The following is a 22,335-nucleotide window of genomic DNA, read 5'->3' as shown; positions in this document are numbered from 1 at the left end:
GCGCGCCGCGTCTTCACCATAATCTGCCTTCTTCGGCGAATTAGCTCAGTCGGTTAGAGCGACGGAATCATAATCCGCAGGTCCGGGGTTCGAATCCCTGATTCGCCACCAAACAAAACAAAGGGTTAGCTTCGGCTAACCCTTTGTCGTTTCTGGTGACTGTCAACGGCGATTGCGTACGCTGTTAGGGTTTTGAGCACACGCCGTTCGTAGCCGCCATCCGGTATGATTTTGTACCGGACCCGCGGAGTTGTCCGGCATGGACAAGCCCAAGACGAGAACAGCGTGAGTCTAAGCGACCCATACGAATCATGGCCGAAGCACAGATCAATCCCGCGATACTGACTTGGGCGCTTCAGCGCTCCGGCATTGACGCGCTCGTGTTGGCTGACAAGCTCGGGACTGCCGCCTCCCGGGTGGAATCCTGGGAAGCGGGAGAGCGCAAGCCAACCTTCCGCCAAGCCAAGCGCATCGCCGAGATCACTCACGTTCCCTTCGGCTACTTCTACCTGCCCGAACCGCCCACGGAAGCTTTGCCGATCGCAGATTTTCGGACGGTAGGAGACGATCCGGTACGACCGCTAAGTCCTGACTTTCGCGACATATTCAACGATGTTATGCGGAAGCAAGGTTGGTTCCGAGAATATCGACAGCAGCACTTCGAGGAACCGTTACCGTTTATCGGGCGATTCAACGGTCGCAGCGCAGCAGCCGACATCGCGACCGATATCGGTCGGACGTTGCGAATTACGGGACAAGATCGTGCTAACTGCGCGGGCTGGGAAGAGTACCTTAGGCTGCTGATCGCACGGATCGAGGACGCGGGCGTTCTAGTCATGCGGTCGGGGATTGTTGGAAACAATACGCATCGCCCGCTGTCGGTCGACGAGTTTCGCGGATTTGTTGTCGCGGACCCCTATGCGCCGGTCGTGTTTCTTAACGGCAAGGATGCGAAGGCCGCTCAGATCTTCACCCTCATTCACGAACTCGCGCACCTATGGCTTGGCGAAAGCGGGGTTTCTAACGAACGGATCGGTACCGCGCAACAGCACGGCGGGGATGTTGAACGATTGTGTAATGCAACAGCCGCAGAGTTTTTAGTTCCGGCTGCCGAGTTTCGAGCCCGATGGAACAATCGAATCGGGTTTGTCGCCCAGGTTCGCGAGTTCGCGCGGATGTTTAAGGTTAGCGGTGTGGTTGTCGGCAGGCGGGCCGTTGAGCTCCGGCTTGCCCCGTGGGATGAGTTTGCTGCTTTCTACCGGGCTGAACGCGAAGCATGGGCTGCCGCCGCTGCGCGCCAATCCTCTGGTGGGAACCCATATAAAACTTCTGCGGTGAGGAATGGAAAGCTTCTGACGAAGGCCGTGCTAGAAACAGCATTTGAGGGCCGGATGCTGTTGCGTGATGCTGGAAGCCTGCTAGGAGTCGCCCCTGCAAATCTGAGGAAGCTCGCAAGCAGCGTGTACGGAGAAGAATAATAATGTATCTGCTGGATACCAATATCTTCATTGAAGCCCAAAATCGTTACTACGCCAGTGACATTTGCCCGGGCTTTTGGGACTGGCTAGACCATGCTAACGCACGCGGGCTCATCGCCAGCATTGGCGAGGTATTCGACGAACTCGCAGGACGTGGCGATCATCTTGCGCATTGGATAGAGGCCCGTCGAGGCACCCCTTGGTTTCTCGACGTGTCGGATGGACCGACCCAGGCCTCCTTTGGCGAAGTTGTTGAGCATGTCGAGTCGGTCGCGCGCTACACGCGCCCCAACAAGGATCTTTTCCTCGGTGGAGCAGATCCTTGGCTCATTGCTAAAGCTCGAACTATGGGCTGGGGTGTTGCGACCCATGAGCAATACAGCGAAAACTCTACGAGAGTGAAGATCCCGAACGTTTGCCAAAATTTCGGCGTCAATATTCGCGATACATTTGACGTGTTACGTCAGTTGGAGGCATCCTTTGGCTGGGTACGCGCACACTGAACTCGAAGACCTCCAGCTTGCGGTGTGTATTGTGAAAGGGCAATCGTTGTTGGCAATCGTGCAATTTCCGCCCGCTAAACGGGCATCGCGTGAATCCTTTTGAGCCAACCCGACACGGTGGTTGACACTTGCGGGATCGGTACACAGTTGATACCGTCCGCGCAGAGCGCCCGTCCCGCCGAGTGCCCGCTATAACAAAGCACGTCTGGTTTCCCCTTCAGTAGTTTGGGGAAATCCTGTCAAAGCGAACGCGCTTTCAGAGGGAGCATCAAGGTCATCGGGTGGACCGGCGACGCGCGAAAACCGTAGTGCTCGTAGAACTGCTTCGCGCGCTCGTGTAACGCACGGACGAGCAGCGCCCGAACACGAGCATTCTCTGCAACGGATTGCACGCGCGTTACCGCGTCTTGGAGCAAGGCCGCCCCAAGCGTGATACCTTGGGCGCGAGCATCTACAGCGAGCCTAGCAAGCACCATCACCGGCACAGGGTCGGGCATGTTGCGCCTGACGGCGCTGGTAGCCACTTTGTGCGCAACAGCCCCTGCCGCCAAAGCATAGTATCCAACGACGCGCTGGTCAGAATCCGTCACGACGAAAGTGCGGCTGGCTCCGTTCAAATGGTTGGTCAACGCGCGCCGCTTCAGCCAATCGTCCAGCGATGGCTCGCCGCAGTTGAACCCATCGAGTCGATGCGTCGCGGCGAGCGACTGCGGTGCCGAAAGCTGCATGTTCACGCCTTGCCTGTGCTCCATGGGGCCTTAATTGCCATCAACCGATCAAGGCCCGGATTGGCATCTTGTGGCGCATCGAGCATCGCAGTGAACTGCCGGAATCGATCCTCGTCCAGGCTGAAAAAGACCTGATCCAGCACAATCGCTTTCGGGCGTTCGCACGCCGCTTCCAGCATGAAGTCTGAGCGATTCTTGTCTAGCAGGCTGGCGGCATGGTCGATTAAGTCGCGCTGCTCCGGCGGCGCACGCAAGTTGATGGAGGCGTCACGCATGGCCCTCTCCTAACGTATACACAACAGATATACCTCGTAGAGGACTGTGTAGCTACTGTCAATACGCGGCGACAAAATCATCGCTGCTGCTGAATATCCTCGCGGAAAGCTCCGCCAGTGCACACCCAACGAATCCCACGGCTGCGCCAGGAAATGGGCGTAAATGGGTGTCGGAATGGTTGTCGTCAGTCGCCCGGACTGAAGGCCGTCGCGTCAGCAAAAGGAGCCGAAACCCTCTCCCTCGCCCCAGAAGCGGGACGCGTCCCGCTCCGCATCGCATTCATAGAAACCGGATCGCACGCACTTCGTTCACGTCAAACGCCAGCGCTTTGCGCGCGGCGTCCATCTCGCGCTTTCCGCCCGGCTGTAAGAGCTTTCTGATGTCCGGCCATATGCTCTGCCCGGACAACAATCGAACGATCGGGCCCAAAGCACCAAGCCCGACACTGGCCGCAGCAAAATACAGGAATGCATGGAGTACAAAGGACGTGCTCCTTTGGACGAAACACATCATGCCCGAAACAACACCGACAGCGATGACCGTGAAAAACGTCGTATAGAGTTCCCGACGCGCACTCACGACATTCGCCGTTCGTACCAGATACACCGAGCCGTCCTTCCTGTTCCGGATGCCCAAGATCGCAAAGCGATCCGGCGCTTCGATACATGCCACGTCCAACGGGTCGCCGGTGCAGACAAACACATCGTTCGTATTGCCGGTCTTGAGGATGAGCGGACGGTCGACCGAATCGAGCCGCAACGTGACTTGTTCGTCTTGATCGGTGGTGGGGCCGATATTCGGACTCCATACTTCAATCGAGACCGTTTCCTGGCCAACCGATATCACACTACCGGATACGACCGTTATTTCGGCGCCCTTCATCGATCCTCTCCCTCCACCACGAACCGATACGGTTCGCCCTGCCAACGCTCCTGAGCTTCGACCCGTATCGGATTCAGAGAATCGATGAAGCCGCCGATAGCGACCAAACATCCCAAGAAGCTGATGATGCCCACAAAAATGGCCAGCACCGCAATCAGTGCCACGGGTATTCCCATCGCGCCGAGACATACCGCCAGAATGCCCAACGAAATAGGAAGCAACTTAAAATTCGCCTGCCGTTGTCCAAGTACGTCATAAGGCGCGATGCTCCGCCCCGAACTCCTGATCCAAGCAATGTGGCGGCGCCCACGCCGCTCGAACACGCACACGCGCACGCGCGTGCCAGGCTGCAACGCTTCGATGCGATCGAAGTCTTCTCGATCCATGTCTGCGCGAGCGGCGAAATAACAACCCTCGCCCGTGGTCACGCGATAGAGTTGGGCGGTTTTCTGGCCCGCCCGGCGACGAATGAGATTGGTCTCGATACGCACGAGCGTCGTATCGATCAACGTGGTTCTTTGCTGGCTCATGAGCCGTAATCTGCATCGAGTTTTATTGGCACGACATCGATCGATGAAAATCGAATCGCCTCGGTAAGCCTTGATGCTCCCACACCATGACTTGGCACGCGTCACTATACATGAACAAACCGCGTGAAATCGATATCACCCCTGCGCCGCCCTACTCGTCCGTATACCTTTTCTTTATCGCGCTAGCGCAAATCGTCTTTCACGTGTAACGTACCGCCCCACCGGGAATTCAAGCGTCTGACTTCGCTCATGGAATCGCGCATTCCATCGCGATCCGAGCCGAATCGCGCCCGCGCCCGGGGTTTCCGTCAAAACGATTGAGGAGAATTCAATGTCGATCACCATAAATTCGCTGCGCCATAAGCGCGAGAAGCGATACCAATTCCTAATGATCGTCCTGGGCCTGATTCTCTGGGCATTGGTCGCATACGCGGTATGGAACGATTGGAACGCGCCGAAGGTAGGGTCTTTCGTGAAGCTCTACGTTGGGTACGCGGTCGCTATCGCCCTATTCGTGTGGATGGCAAGCGCCGCCTACCGCGCGTTGGCCTTCGGCAACATGATTCTGGTCGGGCCGCGTCAATTTCCCGAGCTGCACCAAATGGTCGTCGATAGTGCGCGCGAGATCGGTTTGTCCAAACCGCCCACGACGTTCATCTACAACTCGAACGGCCTATTCAACGCCTTTGCGCGGCGCTTGCTAGGCGGCCGCTATGTCTTTCTCACCTCGGCACTCGTCGATGCGAACAACGACGCTCAAGTACGGTTCGTCATCGGTCACGAAATCGGACATCACGCCGCCGGCCACTTGAATCCCTGGCTCAACGCGCTCAAGCTGCCGGCGTTCATGGTTCCGTTCCTCGGCAAAGCCTATTCGCGCTCGCGCGAATATACCTGCGACAGCATCGGCGCCTATCTCTCGAAAGATCTGCATGCATCGCGCACCGCGCTACAAATGCTCGGGTGCGGTTGCCGCCGTCTCAATGCGCAGATGAACTGCGACGCCTTCATGGAACAAGAAAGCATGGTGCCGCCGATCTTCGGCTTTCTGACCGAAATCTCGCGCACGCATCCGCGCCTCACGCGCCGCGTCGCAGCGATTCGCGACGGAGTCGGACGCGCCACGAACCCGCAAGATCGCATGCTCGACGCCGAGCCGCGCTTTTAATCTCGGCGACACGTCTCGAACGTCTCTTTAGGCGGCGTCAGCGCGCTGCGTGTTGTCGGCCATTCGCACTGTCGAGCTTCGCTCGCCGCCATTTAGCGAACGTGGTCAGCCCTGCATCGATACCGGGTATGTCGAGCCGCGCAAGGCAATAGAACGTGTCTTCGCAGCCCGGTACGGGTAGGGGCTGGGCGGTAGGAATGGCGGTCAAGTCCGGCCGATACGCTTGATGCGGCCAGAAAAGCGGCAGTATCTCGCGCGCGAGCAAGCCCTGACGCAACCACCGCGGGCCGCCCGCATCCGCCACCGCATCGATCTGAAACGCCCATTCTTCCGCATCCCAAGCGATGAACACACTCGCCTGGGATGCCCCGTCGAACATCAGCACCGCGTTCTGCTCCGGACGCCAGTAATACTCCACCACGTTCTCGCGCGCAGCCAGTTCCTCGATCAGCCGCACCACGCTGGGGTTCGAATAGGCCGTACCGATGTCGTGCATGCCGATATAGCCGCGCGACGCGCAATGCTTTTTCTTTGCAAGCGCCAATGCGTCGGCCAGCTTGCGCGGCAGATCGGCTTCGGTCTTGCGCAGGTACACGTCGATCAATCCGGCATTGAAGGCCTCCACCGCCTCCCGGTAGCCTGCCGCGCCGGTCAGCAAGATCTTCGTGCATTCGACCTCGCCGATCGACCCAAGGAATCGAATGCCGTCGATGTCCGGCATGTCGTAATCGACCACTACCGCAGCAATCGCTTCGAACCGAGTTTCGTCGATCAACGCGTCGGTCCCCAAAGCGTTCCCCGCCCGTTCGATCTCCGAAAGGTTCGTCCCCGCCATGCGCAGGCGCGGCGCGCGATGGTGGCGCGACAACGTAAAATCCAACGCCGCTTGCGGCTTCGAGAAGAAATGGTTCAACGCCCGCTCGCGAAAGAGACCCTGCAGAGCGCGCAGAAAATCCTCGTTGTCGTCCAGAAAGACGACCGACACCGGATGCCATATCGGTTGACTGACAAAGGGGCTCATCTCGCTCTCGAACAATGAAATGGAGAAACGGCCGCAGGCAGCCGCAACGTGAAAGTCGTATGCACATCGAGTTCCGATTCGCACGAGATGCTGCCGCCGAACGCGTGGCAAACGCGCCTGCAGAACGTCAATCCCACACCGGAGCCCCGGCCATGCGGCTTCGTCGAGTAGAAAGGCTCGAAAATCTGCCGTAGTACGTCGGGCGGCATACCCGGCCCCGTGTCGCTGAAGCGCAAGATGCAGTAGCCCTCGCTCGTATGGGCGCCGATTTCGATGTGCCCTTTGCCGTGCTCATGAATGGCCTGCAGCGCATTCTTGAGTAAATTGAAGAGCACGAAGATCAGCAGCGTGTCCGAACCGAAGAAACGAACGTCCGGGTCGATTCGCACCGGTGAGACGAGCGCCCGTTCGCCGGCGCGAAACGGGAAGCGATCGAGAGCCTGAGCGATGCACGCACCGATCGAATGCGCCGCGAAACCGCGCCTGTCGAGCCGATGTAACGTGGCCGATGCAAGGGACATCTCGACGATCACGTTCGCGCTAGTCGTTTGGCCGCGAATCGCGCGCGCGGCGTCCTCCAGTCTGTGCGGCTCCTCCAACAAACACTGCCGGTCCTCGCATAAGCCGTGCTGCACCGCCAACCGATACCCCCGCACGAGTTCGGGCAGCGCTGCCTGCAGTTCTTCCGCGTGCAGACCGATCGTCGCGAGCGGCGTCGCAACCTCATGTGCCATCGTCGCCAAGGCAATGTACGGGCCGAGCAACCCATAGCGAACCAGCGCGATGATGCCCAGGCTCAACGTGATAAAGATGAATCCGGGCGGATAGAAACCGTAACCGTAGTTGACGGCGTAATCGGCGGCGGCACACGAATAAACGAGAATGCCGGCCAAACAGAGCCCGAGAAGCCTGCGGCCTGCCCCGGAGCGCGCACGGCGGCGCGCGCTGTAGATCAACCAAGCGCTGCGGCACACAACGGCCAGCGTTTGCACCACATGGATCGGATGAAGCCGGCCTGCTTTGGGGTAATCGCCGAAAAAATGCGGGCTGTAGCCATCGACGATCCCGTTGCCGGTAGCCAGCAGGATCGCCAGCGCGACGCACAGCGCGTACGATGCGAACAGAGCCGGCCGTTCGCCGTGGCGGGACACGATTTCGATCGAGAAGTGATAAAGCGTCGTGGGCAAGAACAAGATAAAGAGATAGCCCACCTTGACGAGAATGTCGGCCGCCTGCGCACTGGTGGTTTGGAACAGAAACGCCCACGCGCCCTGCCAAACGAACGTCGCCGCGCACATTCCAGCGAACGGGATCGAGACGCGCGTGACACCCTCCGTGGTCAACACGTATAGGCCGAACCCGAGAAACAACACAGAAACGAATGCGGGCAATAGCGAGTACATGGCGAGTGTTTTACGTCGTGGCCCAGGCAGCTAGTGCGGTCAGCGCGCTCCGCTCGCATTGCGCCGGGCCTGCTTCCAACGCCTTGCGCCAAGGCCGGCGAGCGCAACACCGACCAACGGAAGAATGCGCTCGAAAAAGCCCGCCCAATCGAAGCCGAGCGCGCCCGCGATGCGCGCGTCGTCGGCTTTTTCCCGGTCCGTTTCGGGCCCCGTGATGTAATCGGTGAGCGCAATCGATGCGGTGGCGTCGCCGTCGCGATAGTCCGCATAGGTTTGCCCGGCCCGCAGCGATAGCCGGCCGACCAGTTCGTCGAACGTCTTTGTCAATTCGATCGCGCGGTGCTTGCTGTCGTCGCCGTCGAGTTCGAGTTGCAAGCTCACCGCGTCGCGCCGTCCCAGCTTCACCGCATTCAGGTAGGTCGTGTCCGAGGCATCCCCGGTGCTGGCCACCTTCTGCTCGACGACCCAATCGAGTTCGTGCTGACCCGCATCCCATCGCGGCGGCCTCACCCAGTCGACCTTCTTCGCGGCCGCGGCCGCGACCGACGAGCGTGACGACGGGTCGAACGGCGAAGCCGCGCCTCGAGCCTCCATCGTCGAAGCCAACGCGACGGGATCCAAATGCACCGAACCGGTATCGATATAACCGACCCGATTGATCTGAACGCCCATGGACCAACTGCCGTCGTCCGGCGCGACGAGTGCCGTGATGGGCTCGTCCTCGTCGCCCACCGCATCCGCGGAAGGATCGGACGCGCTCGTGCCCGCTTGCCCAGACGGCGGCAGCACACGAAAACCGACCGGCACGGCGAAGGTAGCGACCCGGCCGAGCTGCACGGCTGCCGGCCCCTCGATCCAGCGGGGATCGTTCCAGAGCGCAATCGGGATGTCGGCGTCGCGCGGCGTCGATACGGGGACGGCTGCGGCCGCATGGCTTGCCGCGCCCAAGCGGTCGACGCCGAGTTGGGCGCTCGGAGGCGAGGCTCGACTCGCGAGCGCGACCAGCAATAGTGCAAAGGAGACAGCGAATTTCCTCGGAATAACGAATCTGGCCATATTAATGAGTATGTTGTCGTGGCAGACGGCTTTATCCATCCATTGCTCCCATCCCATTCGGCGAAAGGCAAAACAATGGAATAACGGGCAGCGCAGGAGGATAGCGTGGCATTATCGCCGAATTCCCGCTCGGTTGTCGGCTCGGCTCTCTATGCCCGATAAAAAATATTCTTACGGTCGATCACAGGCGGAATACCTTGCCGACTGATAACCGGCCCACCGTACAAGACAGACCGGTTTAGGCGATAATCGAGCCGCTGTCCGTCTTCATACCGACATATCGCTGCGATAGGAGAAACGAATGCAAAAAGGCTACTGGATCGTCCGCGTCGATGTAACCGATCAAGAACAATACAAGGCGTACGTCGCGGCGAATGCCGCTCCACTCAAGAAATATGGGGCGCGGTTTTTGGCACGGGGCGGCCGGTACGAAGTCCCGGAAGGCGTCACGCGTGCGCGAAACGTGATCGTCGAATTCCCGTCGTTCCAGGCGGCGCACGACTGCTGGCATTCGCCCGAATATCAAGCGGCAATCGCATTCCGGCTGCCGGCCTCGACGATCGATCTCGTCATCGTCGAGGGGTACGACGGCCCGCAGCCGGCTTGAACCGGCCGCCGCTCACTGGAACCGGCAACTGTATTCGCCGCTCCAGGCGCCATTCGTGCATCGACGGCAGGTGTAGCGCGGGCACGAGGTGATGCCTTGTCCCGGTACGGCGCAGCGGTAGACGACGGTGCTGTCGGACACCATGCTGCCGTCCGGCGCCCGGCAAGCGGCGCCGGTCGTCTTGGCCGCGCCGGCCGCATCGGTGTTGGATGCGGACGGCCCCATTTGCGAGCAAGCGGCGGTAAAGGCGATCGTCGCCGCGGCCAACAACCGTTTCAAACTGCCATTCGAGAACATGGTGCACCTCCCGCCGCGCCGTGAACCGCCCCGGTTCGTTCCATACATGGAAGCATCGCGCGAACCGTCTGCTTCGGCAATAACGGCGAGTCGTTGGTAGAGGGCGAGCCCACGTTTCATCGAATGCTTGGCTTTTCCGAACGACATTCCGTCCTAGGCCACGCTGCCAATCGCCCCTACTCTTGCGTATTGGACGCGCGCCATTTCAGCGCACGGCGGCGCCCGCGCGTTCGTCGGATCGGCTTGCCTTCTCAGTAGCGGCCGCTTCGGTATGGGAAATGCTCTAGTTTGAGCCATCCTCCTCTCGGAGACGCTCATGGATCGCATGCACGGTTTTGACTCGAAGTCGCGAGCCGCTAAATGCGGCGCAATCGTCTGCATCGTGACGGCAATCGTTACCTCGTGCGGCGGCGGCTCGGGAGGGGCAACGGGCTCGACCGGCGCTGGCGGCGCGGGGAGCGGAGCCGGCGGCGCGGGGAGCACAGGTTCAGGCGGCGGCTCGAGCGGCGGCGGGTCGACCGCCATGGCATCGCCAGCCGATGTCCTGACCTATCACAACGACGCGGCACGAACGGGTCAATACCTGGCCGAGACCGCTCTGACCCCCGCCAATGTGAATGCCGCGCAGTTCGGCAAGGTCGCGTTTCTTGCCGCCGACGGCAAAGTCGATGCGCAGCCGCTTTACGTCAGCAACGTGTCGATGGGCGGCGCCCTCCATAACGTGGTGTACGTCGCGACCGAACACGATACGCTGTTCGCCTTCGATGCCGACAGCGACACACTGCTATGGCAACGCTCGTTGCTCGGCAGTGGCGAAACCACGAGCGACAACCGAAACTGCTCGCAAATTACGCCCGAAATCGGCGTGACGTCGACCCCGGTCGTCGACCGGTCGCGCGGGGCAAACGGCGCGATCTATGCCGTGGCGATGAGCAAGGATAGCAACGGGGCCTACCATCAGCGGTTGCATGCGCTGGATTTGTCTACGGGCGCGGAGTTGCTCGGCGGCCCCAAGGATATCGCGGCGACTTATCCCGGCAACGGCGCGAATAGCACAAACGGCGTCACTGCATTCAATCCCGGGCAATACGCCGAGCGCCAGGCGCTCGCGCTCGTGAACGGCAATCTGTACCTCGCTTGGACCTCCCACTGCGACCAGGGCGCCTATGGCGGTTGGGTCATGGCCTACAGCGCCGCCACGCTGGCGCAGACGAGTGCACTGAATCTCACGCCCAACGGTAGCGAGGGCTCCGTGTGGATGAGCGGCGCGGGAATGGCCTCGGACGGCACGTCGCTCTATCTGCTCTCCGCCAACGGTACGTTCGACGGCACGCTGAACGGCAGTGGATTTCCCGCAAGCGGCGACTTCGGCAACACGTTTCTGAAGCTGTCGACTTCGCCGAATCTATCGGTCGCCGATTACTTCGCCCCGTTCAACACCGTGGCCGAATCGAACCAGGATGTGGACCTCGGCTCGGGCGGCGCGCTCGTGCTGCCCGATTTCGTCGATGCGAGCGGCGCGACACGGCATCTCGCGGTGGGCGCGGGCAAGGATTCGAAAATCTATGTCGTCGATCGCGATGCGATGGGCCGATTCAATGCCAACCGCAATGCAATCTGGCAGGAGATCGACGGCCAGCTCGCCGGCGGCGTTTTCAGCATGCCGGCCTATTACGGCAACACCGTCTACTACGGCGCTGTCGGCGACAACCTGAAGGCGTTCCCCATTGCGTCAGCGCGATTGGCGACGGCGCCCAGCTCGAAGAGTGCGAACACCTTCCCCTATCCGGGAGCGACACCGAGCATCTCGGCCAACGGCGCACGGAACGCGATCGTATGGGCCGCCGAAAACGGCAATGTCGGCGCCTTGCACGCATTCGACGCAAGCAATCTAGGGCGCGAGCTATACAACAGCAACCAGGCAGGTTCGCGCGACACGTTCGGCGCCGGCAACAAGTTCATCACGCCGATGATCGCGCACGGTCGCGTGTACGTCGGGGCGACGAACGGGGTGGCGGTGTTCGGGCTGCTGCATTGATGGCGAATAGCTGTCGGGGCGCGGGATCGATGGCCTTTGGGGCGTAGCGCCGCGAGATCGAAAGCAAACGGCAAGGAACCGGTAAAATCGCCGTTTCGTCCGGCATCTCGCGCGGCGCGCTCATTGGGTGCCCGCACAACAACAGGAACAACGCCCCATGCATCGACGCAATTCGCTCGAAAAGCTACTCGAGTTTTCGCTCTTCAAATCGCGCTGGCTGCTCGCGCCGTTCTACGTCGGCCTCGTGTTCTCGCTCGTCATGCTGTTGATCGCCTTCGTCGGCGAACTCGTGCATGCGTTGACGGGCGCGTTGCACGCGCGCCCCGAGCAGATCATTCTCGCGACGCTCTCGCTGATCGACCTGTCGCTCGCCGCCAACCTGGTCGTGATCGTGATTTTTTCCGGTTACGAAAACTTCATTTCGAAGATCGACACGGGCGATAGCGAAGATCGCCCGAGCTGGATGGGGACGCTCGATTTCTCGGGCTTGAAGATGAAGCTGATCGGCTCGATCGTCGCGATTTCAGCGATTTCGCTGCTGCGCGCGTTCATGAGCCTCACGGAGATCGACCAGCCGCTCGACGAAACGCGCATCCGCTGGCTCGTCATTTTGCATTTGACCTTCATCGTCTCGGGCGTGCTGTTCGCCGCGATGGACTGGATCGCCGCGCGCTCCGAAGGGCATTGAGGCCGCGCGCGGCATCGCCGCGGCGGCAGTGGCCTTATGCGTGATGAACCGCGATGCACACTTGGTTACGGCCCGCATGTTTGGCGTCGTACAACGCCTGATCGGCCTCCGCCACCAGGGCGGCGACGCCCGTCAATCCGTCGGCTGCGGTACAGCCGCCGACGCTCACGGTCACCTTCAACGTTCCCGCGCCGACTTCGAGCCCATCGCACTCGATGGCGTGGCGAATCTTCTCGGCCACCACCGCTGCGCCTGCTTCGTCGCAATGCGGCAGAATCACCATGAATTCCTCGCCACCGTAGCGCCCTAGAATGTCGCTGTTGCGCAGTTGCGGCGACACGGTCGCGGCGATCTTGCGCAGCACGGCGTCGCCGGTCGGGTGGCCGTAGGTATCGTTGATGCGCTTGAAGTGATCGATGTCGAACAGCAGGACCGCGAACGCATCGTGATGGCGCGTCCAACTGTTGTATTCCGCCAGCAGGCGGCGATCGACATGGCGGCGGTTGTAAAGGCCGGTGAGCGCGTCGCGCTCCGAGGAGTCGCGCAACGCTTCGAGCGCGGCCTCGCGTTCCTTCCACGCCACCGCAAGCTCGGTCACATCCGCGATCGTCACGCACACGGCCACGACTTCGCCGTTCTCGATCAGCGGCATGAACGAGCAGTCTTGCTGCATCAGATCGAGCGAGCCCGTGATGGGGCAATCGTGTTCGAACGGCAGCAGCCAAGGGCGGTGCTGCCACGTCGAGAACGAACCGCTATGCAGCAGAAAGACCGTATCGAACTTGCGCTTGAGCCAAGCACGGGGCGAATCGGGAAAACAATCGAAGAAGCTGCGGCCGATCGCTTGCGCGGCGGCCACGCCGCTGTGCTCGTCCATGAAGCGATTCCAGAGCACGATGCGATATTCGCGATCCACGGCAAAAATGCCGAGTCCCACGCGCTCCAGCGCGAGCTCGCTCAAGCGAGCGGTGCTTGGGATGTCCATCTGCGACTTCGATACGTTCAAAGATTGGCGAGAAAGCCGTCGAGCGCCGAGACAAGCGACTGCACGGCTTTGGCCGTCATCAGCGTCAACAAATGCGAACCGAACACGCCATCCTCGGTCTGCAAGTTGACCTCGAGCAACAGCGCACGGTCCCACGGCAGCTTCGACGGATGCAAGACTTCTTCAAGATCGAGTTGCACGCCGATCAAACGCGGCGGCGTAAAGGTCGGCAATTGCCCGAGCTGTTCGAACAGGCCCGTCAAGCAAGCGCCTGCAATCAAGTTGGCCACGTCGGAGAGCACTTCGGCTTCCGACATATCCTCGAAGCGCTCTTCCGCTTGCATGTCGTCGGAGCGGAAGACGAACTTCATGTGGTCGGCGCTGCGGCTGTCGAACAGCGAAATGGCCTCGCCGGCGATCTCGCACCGAAAACTCTGGCGCAACGCCGTCACCGGTTCGGTGAAATCGAGCATGTCGCGCACGGCGGACGGCAGCGTATCCGTATCGACCATACGGATGCGCGGCACCGACAAATGCACGAAGCGCCCGAGCAACGCGGCAAGTCGCGCGCCCGCTTGGCCCATGCCAATGTTCGCGATCTCTTGCAGCGCATCGCGCTGGTCTTCGGTGAGGATAGGCTCACTCATACAATCCGTACTCTTTCAGGACAGGCAACAGCTTCGAACTCGTAACCGGCTTGTCGATGAATGCCACGGCGCCGAGCGCCTTGACGCGCGCTTTCGCTTCCGGCTGGATATCGGCCGATACAACGATGACGAAGCTGTCGAGCCCTTCGGCGCGCACCGTCTCGAGCACGTCGAAGCCCGTCATGCCCGGCATCGTCAGATCGAGAAACATCACCGAGGCACGGCCCTCGCGGTACGCGGCCAGTGCATCCGCCCCATTGGCGGCCTGAGAAATTTCGACGTCCCACGCCTCAGGCAGCGCGTTGATCAGCAGTCGGCGGGCGAGCGTCGAATCGTCCACCACCAATACCGGCAATCCCATTTTTTGGATATTCCTTCGTAACCACGTTCGGTATAACGGCCCCGGCCGTCAAATCTGAAGTACTCATAAACCCGAACGCAGAAAACGTTTACATACGGCGCAAACGTTAGCGGAAACGTTTGTTTTTTTATGGTTTGTTATCGAACCCTATTTCAGATCGACTTGATTTAGGGACACCTCGATAATCGGTGGCATGGGCGGACCGAACGGCAACCGATCTCTCTTACGCGCACAGGTGCGTAGCTTGTTATAATTCGATCAATCTTCCGCTAAGAACGTAACGTCTTCGAACGCCCCCTTTCGAACGTACCCGATCCGCGGCTCACTTCACCCGCAAGCCAAGCGCCTTCGTTCATCGAATCGATGCTCAAAACCGATCGTCTACGCGCACTGGCCGACGCGCTGGCCAAACATAGCGTCATGCGGCTACGCGATGCCGCCGCCTTGCTCGGCGTGTCGGAAATGACCGTGCGGCGCGATATCTCGGCCAATCCGGAACGTTTCACCTATCTCGGCGGGTATATCGTCAGCGCGGCCAATGTACCGAACGCGGCCGGCTACTCGCTCGAGCAAGAGCAGGATCATTTCGCCCAAGCGAAGGCTCAGGCGTCGGCACATGCGGCGCAACTGATTGCCGATAACGAAACGATCTTCATCGATTGCGGTACGACCTTAACCACGCTCGCGCGTCTGATTCCGGCCGATATCCAAATCACCGTCGTTTGCTATTCGCTCAATATCGCCGAAATCTTGCGACGCATGTCCAATGTGCGGATGATCTTGCTCGGCGGGGTGTACGTGCCGTCGTCGGATTCCTTTACCGGGGACGAAAGCCTCGAGATGCTGCGTCGCATGGGCATCAACAAGGCCTTCATTTCCGCGGGCGGCATCGATACCGCGCGGGGCGTGACCTGTTGGAATTTTCATGAGGTGGCGATCAAGCAAGCCGCGATGACGAGCGCGGTCGAAAGCCATCTCGTAGCCGATACGAGCAAGTTCGGCGTCGTGAAGGCCGTGCGGTTCTCGCAGGTCGACGCCTTCGATTCGATCATTACCGAGAAGGGGCAGGAGCGGCGTCAGCGCAGCGCGTGAAGCGAAGCGCTCATGCGCGGCGGGCGAGCCGCGCACGGTGTCGAATTCAGCCGCGCCGGCGTAGTGCGAACAGGATGCCGGCCACGAGGATAAACCCGCCGACGATGATCTTCTGCCACGTGCTCGGCACGCCGACGAGAATCAACGTGTTGTCGACGAGCGTCACGAGCGCGACGCCGAGCAAGGTGCCCAGTACCGTGCCGCTGCCGCCCGTAATGCGTGCACCGCCAAGAATGACGGCGGCGATCACGTCCAGTTCGGAACCCACGAGGTCGAACGGATTCGCGAGCCGATTGTTCGACACGTGCAAAATCCCGGCGATACCCGCCAGCATGCCCGTGTAGCCGAACACGAACAGATGCACGGCCCGCACGTTATAGCCGAGCCGCTGCGCAATCGCGAGGCTGCCGCCCATCGCATAAACGGCACGCCCCATCATCGTCCGATTGAGCAGCCACCACGTCGCAAGGGCCGCCGCCAACAGCGCCACCACCGACACCGGCAAGACGGCGTCGAGCCCATCCACCGTGCGGTACGCCAACAGCGGAATGCGGCCGAACCGATCCATGCTGTGCGGGATGTTCATGAAGAAGGTTGTGCCGACGAACGTCAGCAAGATCCCGCGATACAGATACTGCGTGCCGATCGTGACGATCAGCGAAGGCGCTTTCAGCCGGTGCACGAGCATCCCGTTCACGAGCCCGAGCAGCACGCCGCCCACGGCGCCGACGAGCAGGATCAAGCCGAACGGCGCATCGGGCCACCAGGCGAAGACGGCTTTCGTGATCGAATACATCGTCAACGCGCCGATCGCGGTGAACGACACGTCGATCCCGCCCGATGCGAGCACGACGAGCGTGCCGAGCGCGAACAGCGACGTGGTCGTCGCCGAGTGAAGCAAATCGAATAGCGTCGCCCATTGCAAAAAGCGCGGATTGATCGCCGCCACCACGATGCACGACACGACAATCAGCCCCGCGGGCAGCCATTCGGGACGGCGCGCGAGCTTCGCGCGCCAATCGCCCGGGCGGCGCCGGCCGGCCACGTCGACGGTATCGGTTGAACTCATCGTCTGATTCATGTTGATTCGCTGTTCGATTCGATTCTGACACCTGCCCGAACGCACACGGCGTTCGGCTTCATGCGGCCTGCGCGAGCAACGCGCGATAAAGCTCGGCTTCCGTCAAGCCCTGCGCGGCGTACTCGCCCGTCACGCGCCCTTTGTTCATCATCAAAATCCGATCGCAGTTTTGCAGCAGCTCGGGCAAATCGTCGCTGATCAGCACGATGCCGATGCCGCGCTCCGACAGCGACTGCATGATGCGATAGATGATGTCTTTCGACCCCACGTCGACGCCCACCGTCGGCCCATGCAAGATCAACACGCGCGGGTCGATCGCGAGCCAACGGCCGATCAACACGCGCTGCTGGTTGCCGCCCGAGAGCGATTGGACGGGTTTATCGATATCGGGCGTCGCGATTTGCAGATCCGTGACCGTGCGTTGGGCCAGCGCGCGCGCACGTTTTGGGTCGAGCCCGCCGAAGCGGTTGCGCAGGCTCGAGATCATCGCCGTCACGACGTTGTCGCGGATCGACTTGTCCAGAAACAAGCCCTCGCTTAAGCGATCCTCGGGCACGTAGCCGATCCGGTGACGCTTGGCATCGCCCGGGCTCGACAGCGCGATCGGCCTACCGTCGAGCGAGATCGTCCCGCTATCGGCCGGCGCCACGCCCGCCAGCGCGCGCGCGAGCTCGTTGCGGCCGGAATCGAGCAGCCCCGTGACGCCCAGAATTTCGCCGCGCCGCAGCGCGAACGACACCTCGCGGAACTGGCGGCCGCGTCCGAGCCCGCGCACGGCGAAAACCACCTCGGCTGCGTCCGGTGCATGGGCCCGGTAGCGGGAATGCGCAAGTTCGCGCCCCGTCATGAGTTCGCTCAGTTGCGCTTTCGTATAGTCGGCGATCGGCCCTTGCGCCACCTTGCGGCCGTCGCGCAGGACGATGACTTCGCCGCCGATCGCATAGCATTCGTCGAGCTTGTGGCTCACGAACAGCACGGTGACCCCTTGCGCTCGCAAGGCGGTCAGCACGCCGATCAGATTGGCCACTTCCTTTTGCGTCAGCGAGGTCGTGGGTTCGTCCATGATGACGAACTTGGCCTCGGTGGCGATCGCGCGCGCAATCGCCACGAGTTGCCGTGTCGCGAGCGGCAGCGTTTCCACGATCGTCGCTTGGAACGGCGCATCCGACGGCAAGCCGACCGCCGCGAGCGCACGCGCGGCCCGCTCGGCCAACGCGCGCCGATCGAACGTGCGCGCGAGGCGCCCGCCGTGCTCGGCCAACTCCGAGGTCAACGCGACGTTTTCCGCCACGCTCATGTTGGGCAGCAGCGACAGATCCTGGTAGACCGTTTCGATGCCGGCCGCGAGCGCCTCCAGCGGCGTGAGCCGGGTATGGCGCCGGCCTTCGATCGCCAGTTCGCCCTCGTCGGGCGGCTGCGCGCCCGAGATGATCTTGATCAGCGTGCTCTTGCCGCAGCCGTTTTCGCCGAGCAGGTGATAGATCTGCCCGCGCGCGAACGTGAGCGTCACGCCGCGCAGCGCGTGCACGCCCGTAAAGCGCTTGTGCACGCCGATTACTTCAAGCCAAGGATCCGAAACAGGGGCGTCGCTCATCGTCTTCGTTCGTCGTCGTTCGTCCTACCTGCACTCGCAGCGAAAGCGCCGCGGCGCGGGCGATTCGCGTCGCCCGCGCCGCGGCCTTCCCTTCGTCAGAAGTTGTATTGCTTGTAGTTCGACTTGTCCACGCTGACCCACCCTTGCCCGCGCACGATGATGCCTTTGCCGGGTCCCTTCGACACCGTCACCTTCTCGTAGCCGGGCAGGCCGAGGTTGTCGCCGTTTTGCACCGTCTTGCCGTCGAGCAACCGCTTCGCGATCTTGTTCATCGCGAGGCCCGCGAGCTTCGGATCCCAGAACGCGATGCCGTTGATCGCCCCGCTTTCCAAGAACTTGCCGGCCTCGGTCGGCAAGCCCGTGCCGTACACGCAAACCTTACCCACGAGCCCGGCCTCCTCGACCGCGCGGCCGATACCGAGTACGTCAAGCGAGGACGAGCCTTGGAAGCCCTTGATGTCGGGATGCTTGCGCAGCACTTCCTTCGCCTGCTCGTACGCCCGCTCGCCGTCGTTGTTGGTTTCGAGATTGGTTTCCACGAGCTGCATCTTCGGATACTTCTTCTTCGCGTTGTCGATGCCGCCGTCCGCCCATTGCACCTGAGAGCGGCTGCCGAGCGAGCCGACGAACGTCGCCCACTTGCCTTCGTCGTGCATGCACGTCGCCAGCCGATCGTTGAGCGCGGCGCCGTAGGCGCTGTTGTCGAACGCTTCCACGTCGACCATTGTGTTCTTCTCGTTGTCCGCCTCGTGCGTGACGACCTTGATCCCGCGATCCATCGCCTTCTTCAAGGCAGGCTCGAGCGTCGGCGGATCGTAGGGCACCACCGCGATCGCGTTGACCTTCTTCGCGATCAGGTCCTCGATGATCCGCAATTGCTGCGCGGCATCGGCCTGGCCGGGCCCGGTCTGGTAGGTCGTGATGCCGGGGTTGTCTTTCGCGAACTGTTTGACGCCCTCGTCCATCCGATTGAACCAACTGATGCCCGTCACCTTCACGACAGTGACGATCGTTTCATTCGTCGCCGCCTGCGCGGCGAAAATGACGCCCGCGCCGAGCGCGCAAGCGGCGAGCGCGAGGCTCGTTCGTTTCAGCTTCATCTGCGTTGTCTCCTTCGTGTTTCCGCGACGCCCCTTGTTTGCTGACGGTCGCCCGAGGCCAGACGTCCGCCGACTACCAGACCGATTCCCGATCCCGCTTTAATAGGCGCTCATCCGCCCGCTCCGTGCGGGCCGCCCGGCCCATGCCGGGCCTTGGTCGTGCGCCCGAAGCGCACGATCGCCCGCAACGACTCGCCATCGGCAAACGCGAGCGAAACCAGCAGCAGGAAACCCCACGTGCAATCGCCGAAGAACTGCGAGACACCGAGCAAATTGAACAGACTGGAGAGCAATTGGAGCACCGTGGCGGCGAAGAACACGCAGACGACGCGGCCGTACCCGCCGGCGGGATTCACGCCGCCCATGACCGCGATCAGAATCGCGATCAGCAGATACGAGCTGCCGTAATCCCATTTCGCACTGAGCGTGTGCGACACACTCACGAGGCCGGCCAGCGAGGCGAGCACGCCGCACATCGTGTAGGTGGCGATCAGCATGCGTTCGCATCCGATCCCGGCATAAAACGCCGCACGCGGATTCGTGCCCATGAGGTACAGCCGCAATCCGAACGGTGTGCGCTTCAAGAGCCAGCCGAGCAGCAAGACGGCCGCGATGAAGATGCAAAACGAAATCGGCACGTTAAGCACCGTGCCGTTGCCGATGTCGGCGAGCGGCTCGACATAGTCGACGTGCACCGAGGCCCCGTTGCTCAGCGCGACGGCAATGCCCGTGAACAGAAGCTGCGTGCCGAGCGTGCATAGGATCGGCGTGAGCCGCAGCCGTGCGATCACGAGCCCGTTGATGAAGCCGCCGAGCAGCCCCATCGTCACGACGATCGCGCCAAACAGCGTCGTATAAAGCACCGGCGAATCGTCGCCGCTGACCCATTTCGGCACGACGAGCGCGGCGATCATGCCGGACAGATTCGCGAGCCCTACCCCGGAAAGATCGATACCGCCGTTGCCGGACAGCATCGACAGCATGATGCCGAGCGCGAGCAAACCGACCTCGGGCAGTTGCGATCCCATCGACTGCAAATTGTCGATGCCGACGAACTGGCCATGCGAGAGCCAGACGGCAACGATCGCGACGAGCGCGTTGACGCCCAGCAGGAAATTCAACTGCCTGTCGCCGAACCACTTGCCGATTACGAACGAGCCTTTCATGAATGCCGCCCTTTTCGTGAAGCGTGAAGCGTGAAGCGTGAGACGTGAGACGTGAGACGCGATACCTGAGACGCAATGCCAGAAAGCCAATGCCTAAGACCGATGCGCGAGATTCGGTGCAAAGGCGATCCGCCGCGCCGTTCCTCGCCTAAGCCGACACGATCGACGCCGCGCCCAGCAGCGCGTTGATTTCGCTCAACGTCGGCATCGAAGGGGCCGTGCCGGCCCGCGTCACGGATAGCCCCGCCAGCGCGCAGCCGAAGCGCACCGCGTCGACCGGCACCATGCCGCGCGCGAGCGCCGCGGCGAATCCGCCGGTGAATCCGTCGCCGGCCCCGGCCGTCTCGACCACCGCCCCGCAGCGAAACGCCGGCACGAGCACCGATTGCGTGCGCGTGTGCAGCAGCGCGCCCGTCTCCCCGAGCGTGACGATCGCCGCGCCCGCGCCTTTGGCAAGCAGCGCGTCGGCCGCGCGGCGCGCATCGTCGGGCGTCGCGATCGCGATCCCCGTCAGCGCCGCGGCTTCGGTCTCGTTCGGCGTCACGTAGTCGCACAGCGGAAAGATGTCGTCGGGCAGCGGCAGCGCGGGCGCCGGGTTCAGCACCGTCGTCACGCCATGCTTGCGCGCCAGCTCTAGCCCGCGATAGGCGGCATCGACGGGCTGCTCCAATTGCGTGACGAACACCTGCGCGCCGGCGATATCGGCTTCGATCGCTTCGACGTCGGCAGGCCCGAGCGTGCCCGCTGCGCCGGCTGCCACGATGATTGCGTTGGAACCGGTCGCCGAGTCGACGAAGATATGGGCGGCGCCCGTCGCCATTGCGTCGACGACGGTGGCGCGCGCCGCGATGCCTTCCGCTCGCCACGTGTCGCGCGCGATCGCGCCGAACGCGTCGTTGCCCAGACGCGTGCAAAACACCACCTCGGCGCCGGCGCGGGCGGCCGCGACGGCTTGGTTCGAGCCCTTCCCGCCCGGCCCCATCGCGAACGCGGAGCCTGCGATCGTTTCGCCGATCACGGGCATGCGCTCCGCGCGAAACGCGAGATCGGTCACATAGATCCCGAGAATGACGACGCGCCCGCTCATTTGCCGCGCTCCGCGGGCCGGCCATCGCTCGCCGCGAGCGGCGCATCGGGGGCGAGGATGACGCCCTTCGTGAAGACGAAGCAGCCGTAGCCGCGCGTTTCGCCCGTCGCGATCACGCAATACGCCCGGCGCGCGCGCGCATAGAACGCGTGCCGCTCGATCGATGCGAACGGCACCGCGCGGCCTTCGGCGGCATCGACTTCGGCTTGCGCCTCGCGCTGAACCATCGGCATCGCGTGCGGATCGCCCACCACTTCCATGCGCATCGCCGGCGCTTCGACGAACGTGTCGAGCGGCAGCACCGACAACACGGCCCGCACGGCGCGCGCGGCGTCGACGCCGTCCATCCGGAGCAGCTTGCCCGTCACCGTCGAACGCGCCACCGAATCGGCGGGGAAATTGGCGTCGCATACGACGAGTTCGTCGCCGTGTCCCATCGCGCGCAAGGCGTGAAGTACGTCTGCATTCAGAAGCGGATCCAGATGTTTCAGCACGATGTCTCCTTTTTTCGTCGTCCCGTCGTTCGGCCGCGCGGCGGGCCGCCGCT

The 22,335-nt window shown here is 62.0% G+C and carries 24 protein-coding genes and 1 tRNA gene; 8 read left to right on the top strand and 17 right to left on the bottom strand.

Translation table 11 applies throughout. The annotated features are described in order from the left end of the window. The first annotated feature begins 34 nt into the window (after nucleotides 1-34). The 3 genes from ACTHN9_RS15985 (at nucleotide 35) to ACTHN9_RS15975 (ending at nucleotide 1,981) form a co-directional block, all read left to right on the top strand. Nucleotides 35-111 (top strand) — tRNA-Met (locus tag ACTHN9_RS15985). A 200-nt stretch (nucleotides 112-311) separates the two neighbouring features. Continuing rightward, nucleotides 312-1,478, top strand: coding sequence for an XRE family transcriptional regulator (locus ACTHN9_RS15980; protein ID WP_440537752.1), 1,167 nt, complete (start codon nucleotides 312-314; stop codon nucleotides 1,476-1,478). A 2-nt stretch (nucleotides 1,479-1,480) separates the two neighbouring features. Next, nucleotides 1,481-1,981, top strand: coding sequence for a DUF4411 family protein (locus tag ACTHN9_RS15975; protein ID WP_440537751.1), 501 nt, complete (start codon nucleotides 1,481-1,483; stop codon nucleotides 1,979-1,981). Between the two features lie 239 nt (nucleotides 1,982-2,220). Here ACTHN9_RS15975 and ACTHN9_RS15970 read toward each other — a convergent pair whose 3' ends face one another. The 4 genes from ACTHN9_RS15970 to ACTHN9_RS15955 all read right to left on the bottom strand — a co-directional run bounded on the left by ACTHN9_RS15970 (nucleotide 2,221) and on the right by ACTHN9_RS15955 (nucleotide 4,397). Next, a complete protein-coding gene (locus ACTHN9_RS15970) occupies nucleotides 2,221-2,709 on the bottom strand; it encodes a GNAT family N-acetyltransferase (protein WP_440537750.1) in 489 nt (162 codons plus the stop codon). A gap of 2 nt (nucleotides 2,710-2,711) precedes the next feature. Beyond that, nucleotides 2,712-2,984, bottom strand: coding sequence for a DUF1778 domain-containing protein (locus ACTHN9_RS15965; protein ID WP_440537749.1), 273 nt, complete (start codon nucleotides 2,982-2,984; stop codon nucleotides 2,712-2,714). A gap of 280 nt (nucleotides 2,985-3,264) precedes the next feature. Beyond that, nucleotides 3,265-3,867 (bottom strand): hypothetical protein, encoded by a 603-nt coding sequence (locus ACTHN9_RS15960; protein ID WP_440537748.1) that lies wholly within the window; start codon nucleotides 3,865-3,867, stop codon nucleotides 3,265-3,267. Beyond that, nucleotides 3,864-4,397, bottom strand: a complete 534-nt coding sequence (locus ACTHN9_RS15955) for a hypothetical protein (protein ID WP_440537747.1) — start codon at nucleotides 4,395-4,397, stop codon at nucleotides 3,864-3,866. The genes ACTHN9_RS15960 and ACTHN9_RS15955 overlap by 4 nt, the downstream gene beginning before the upstream one ends. A gap of 331 nt (nucleotides 4,398-4,728) precedes the next feature. On the opposite strand from ACTHN9_RS15955, the gene ACTHN9_RS15950 reads away from it, so the two are divergent. Next, on the top strand, nucleotides 4,729-5,565 hold the full coding sequence (locus ACTHN9_RS15950) for a M48 family metallopeptidase (protein WP_440537746.1): 837 nt from the start codon (nucleotides 4,729-4,731) through the stop codon (nucleotides 5,563-5,565). A 37-nt stretch (nucleotides 5,566-5,602) separates the two neighbouring features. Here the strand turns inward: ACTHN9_RS15950 and ACTHN9_RS15945 are convergent, their stop codons facing one another. From ACTHN9_RS15945 to ACTHN9_RS15935, 3 genes are read right to left on the bottom strand one after another with little or no spacing between them, the layout of a single operon-like run. Beyond that, the gene (locus ACTHN9_RS15945) at nucleotides 5,603-6,586 is read right to left on the bottom strand and encodes a response regulator (RefSeq protein WP_440537745.1); all 984 of its coding nucleotides are present in this window, start codon (nucleotides 6,584-6,586) and stop codon (nucleotides 5,603-5,605) included. Beyond that, nucleotides 6,583-7,989 (bottom strand): ATP-binding protein, encoded by a 1,407-nt coding sequence (locus tag ACTHN9_RS15940; RefSeq protein ID WP_440537744.1) that lies wholly within the window; start codon nucleotides 7,987-7,989, stop codon nucleotides 6,583-6,585. The genes ACTHN9_RS15945 and ACTHN9_RS15940 overlap by 4 nt, the downstream gene beginning before the upstream one ends. A 39-nt stretch (nucleotides 7,990-8,028) precedes the next feature. Further along, on the bottom strand, nucleotides 8,029-9,084 hold the full coding sequence (locus tag ACTHN9_RS15935) for a DUF2167 domain-containing protein (protein ID WP_440537743.1): 1,056 nt from the start codon (nucleotides 9,082-9,084) through the stop codon (nucleotides 8,029-8,031). A gap of 262 nt (nucleotides 9,085-9,346) precedes the next feature. Here ACTHN9_RS15935 and ACTHN9_RS15930 point away from each other — a divergent pair, with 262 nt between their 5' ends. Further along, complete coding sequence (locus ACTHN9_RS15930) at nucleotides 9,347-9,652, top strand: DUF1330 domain-containing protein (protein ID WP_440537742.1); 306 nt, start codon at nucleotides 9,347-9,349, stop codon at nucleotides 9,650-9,652. Nucleotides 9,653-9,664: 12 nt separating this feature from the next. Here ACTHN9_RS15930 and ACTHN9_RS15925 read toward each other — a convergent pair whose 3' ends face one another. Then, entirely contained in the window at nucleotides 9,665-9,949 is a 285-nt protein-coding gene (locus ACTHN9_RS15925; RefSeq protein ID WP_440537741.1) for a hypothetical protein, read from the bottom strand. A 325-nt stretch (nucleotides 9,950-10,274) separates the two neighbouring features. Between ACTHN9_RS15925 and ACTHN9_RS15920 the strand changes: the two genes are divergently transcribed. Both ACTHN9_RS15920 and ACTHN9_RS15915 read left to right on the top strand, forming a co-directional pair. Then, nucleotides 10,275-11,987: a pyrrolo-quinoline quinone gene (locus tag ACTHN9_RS15920; protein WP_440537758.1), complete on the top strand. Its 1,713-nt coding sequence runs from the start codon at nucleotides 10,275-10,277 to the stop codon at nucleotides 11,985-11,987. A gap of 157 nt (nucleotides 11,988-12,144) precedes the next feature. Then, nucleotides 12,145-12,675 (top strand): TIGR00645 family protein, encoded by a 531-nt coding sequence (locus ACTHN9_RS15915; protein ID WP_440537740.1) that lies wholly within the window; start codon nucleotides 12,145-12,147, stop codon nucleotides 12,673-12,675. Nucleotides 12,676-12,709: 34 nt separating this feature from the next. Here the strand turns inward: ACTHN9_RS15915 and ACTHN9_RS15910 are convergent, their stop codons facing one another. From ACTHN9_RS15910 to ACTHN9_RS15900, 3 genes are read right to left on the bottom strand one after another with little or no spacing between them, the layout of a single operon-like run. Beyond that, complete coding sequence (locus tag ACTHN9_RS15910; RefSeq protein WP_440537739.1) at nucleotides 12,710-13,660, bottom strand: sensor domain-containing diguanylate cyclase; 951 nt, start codon at nucleotides 13,658-13,660, stop codon at nucleotides 12,710-12,712. 17 nt (nucleotides 13,661-13,677) lie between these two features. Further along, complete coding sequence (locus ACTHN9_RS15905) at nucleotides 13,678-14,307, bottom strand: chemotaxis protein CheC (RefSeq protein ID WP_440537738.1); 630 nt, start codon at nucleotides 14,305-14,307, stop codon at nucleotides 13,678-13,680. Next, complete coding sequence (locus ACTHN9_RS15900; RefSeq protein WP_440537737.1) at nucleotides 14,300-14,668, bottom strand: response regulator; 369 nt, start codon at nucleotides 14,666-14,668, stop codon at nucleotides 14,300-14,302. Before ACTHN9_RS15900 ends, ACTHN9_RS15905 begins: the two co-directional genes overlap by 8 nt. 363 nt (nucleotides 14,669-15,031) lie before the next feature. On the opposite strand from ACTHN9_RS15900, the gene ACTHN9_RS15895 reads away from it, so the two are divergent. Beyond that, nucleotides 15,032-15,760 (top strand): DeoR/GlpR family DNA-binding transcription regulator, encoded by a 729-nt coding sequence (locus ACTHN9_RS15895; protein WP_440537736.1) that lies wholly within the window; start codon nucleotides 15,032-15,034, stop codon nucleotides 15,758-15,760. Between the two features lie 46 nt (nucleotides 15,761-15,806). Here ACTHN9_RS15895 and ACTHN9_RS15890 read toward each other — a convergent pair whose 3' ends face one another. The 6 genes from ACTHN9_RS15890 to ACTHN9_RS15865 all read right to left on the bottom strand — a co-directional run bounded on the left by ACTHN9_RS15890 (nucleotide 15,807) and on the right by ACTHN9_RS15865 (nucleotide 22,282). After that, on the bottom strand, nucleotides 15,807-16,841 hold the full coding sequence (locus ACTHN9_RS15890; RefSeq protein ID WP_440537735.1) for an ABC transporter permease: 1,035 nt from the start codon (nucleotides 16,839-16,841) through the stop codon (nucleotides 15,807-15,809). A gap of 58 nt (nucleotides 16,842-16,899) precedes the next feature. After that, nucleotides 16,900-18,435, bottom strand: coding sequence for a sugar ABC transporter ATP-binding protein (locus ACTHN9_RS15885; RefSeq protein ID WP_440537734.1), 1,536 nt, complete (start codon nucleotides 18,433-18,435; stop codon nucleotides 16,900-16,902). A gap of 95 nt (nucleotides 18,436-18,530) precedes the next feature. Further along, nucleotides 18,531-19,535: an autoinducer 2 ABC transporter substrate-binding protein gene (locus ACTHN9_RS15880; RefSeq protein WP_440537733.1), complete on the bottom strand. Its 1,005-nt coding sequence runs from the start codon at nucleotides 19,533-19,535 to the stop codon at nucleotides 18,531-18,533. Between the two features lie 110 nt (nucleotides 19,536-19,645). Then, nucleotides 19,646-20,701 carry an ABC transporter permease gene (locus ACTHN9_RS15875; RefSeq protein ID WP_440537732.1) on the bottom strand — a complete coding sequence of 352 codons (1,056 nt, stop codon included), beginning with the start codon at nucleotides 20,699-20,701 and terminating at the stop codon, nucleotides 19,646-19,648. 148 nt (nucleotides 20,702-20,849) lie between these two features. Beyond that, nucleotides 20,850-21,788 carry a ribokinase gene (gene rbsK, locus ACTHN9_RS15870; RefSeq protein ID WP_440537731.1) on the bottom strand — a complete coding sequence of 313 codons (939 nt, stop codon included), beginning with the start codon at nucleotides 21,786-21,788 and terminating at the stop codon, nucleotides 20,850-20,852. Further along, complete coding sequence (locus ACTHN9_RS15865; protein WP_440537730.1) at nucleotides 21,785-22,282, bottom strand: RbsD/FucU family protein; 498 nt, start codon at nucleotides 22,280-22,282, stop codon at nucleotides 21,785-21,787. Before ACTHN9_RS15865 ends, rbsK begins: the two co-directional genes overlap by 4 nt. Nucleotides 22,283-22,335 lie beyond the last annotated feature (53 nt).

Origin of the sequence: Trinickia sp., assembly GCF_051953405.1 — a bacterium.
Classification (GTDB): Bacteria; Pseudomonadota; Gammaproteobacteria; order Burkholderiales; family Burkholderiaceae; genus Trinickia.
The sequence above is the reverse complement of the archived record's forward strand: the minus strand, read 5'-3'. Positions and strand labels throughout refer to the sequence as shown.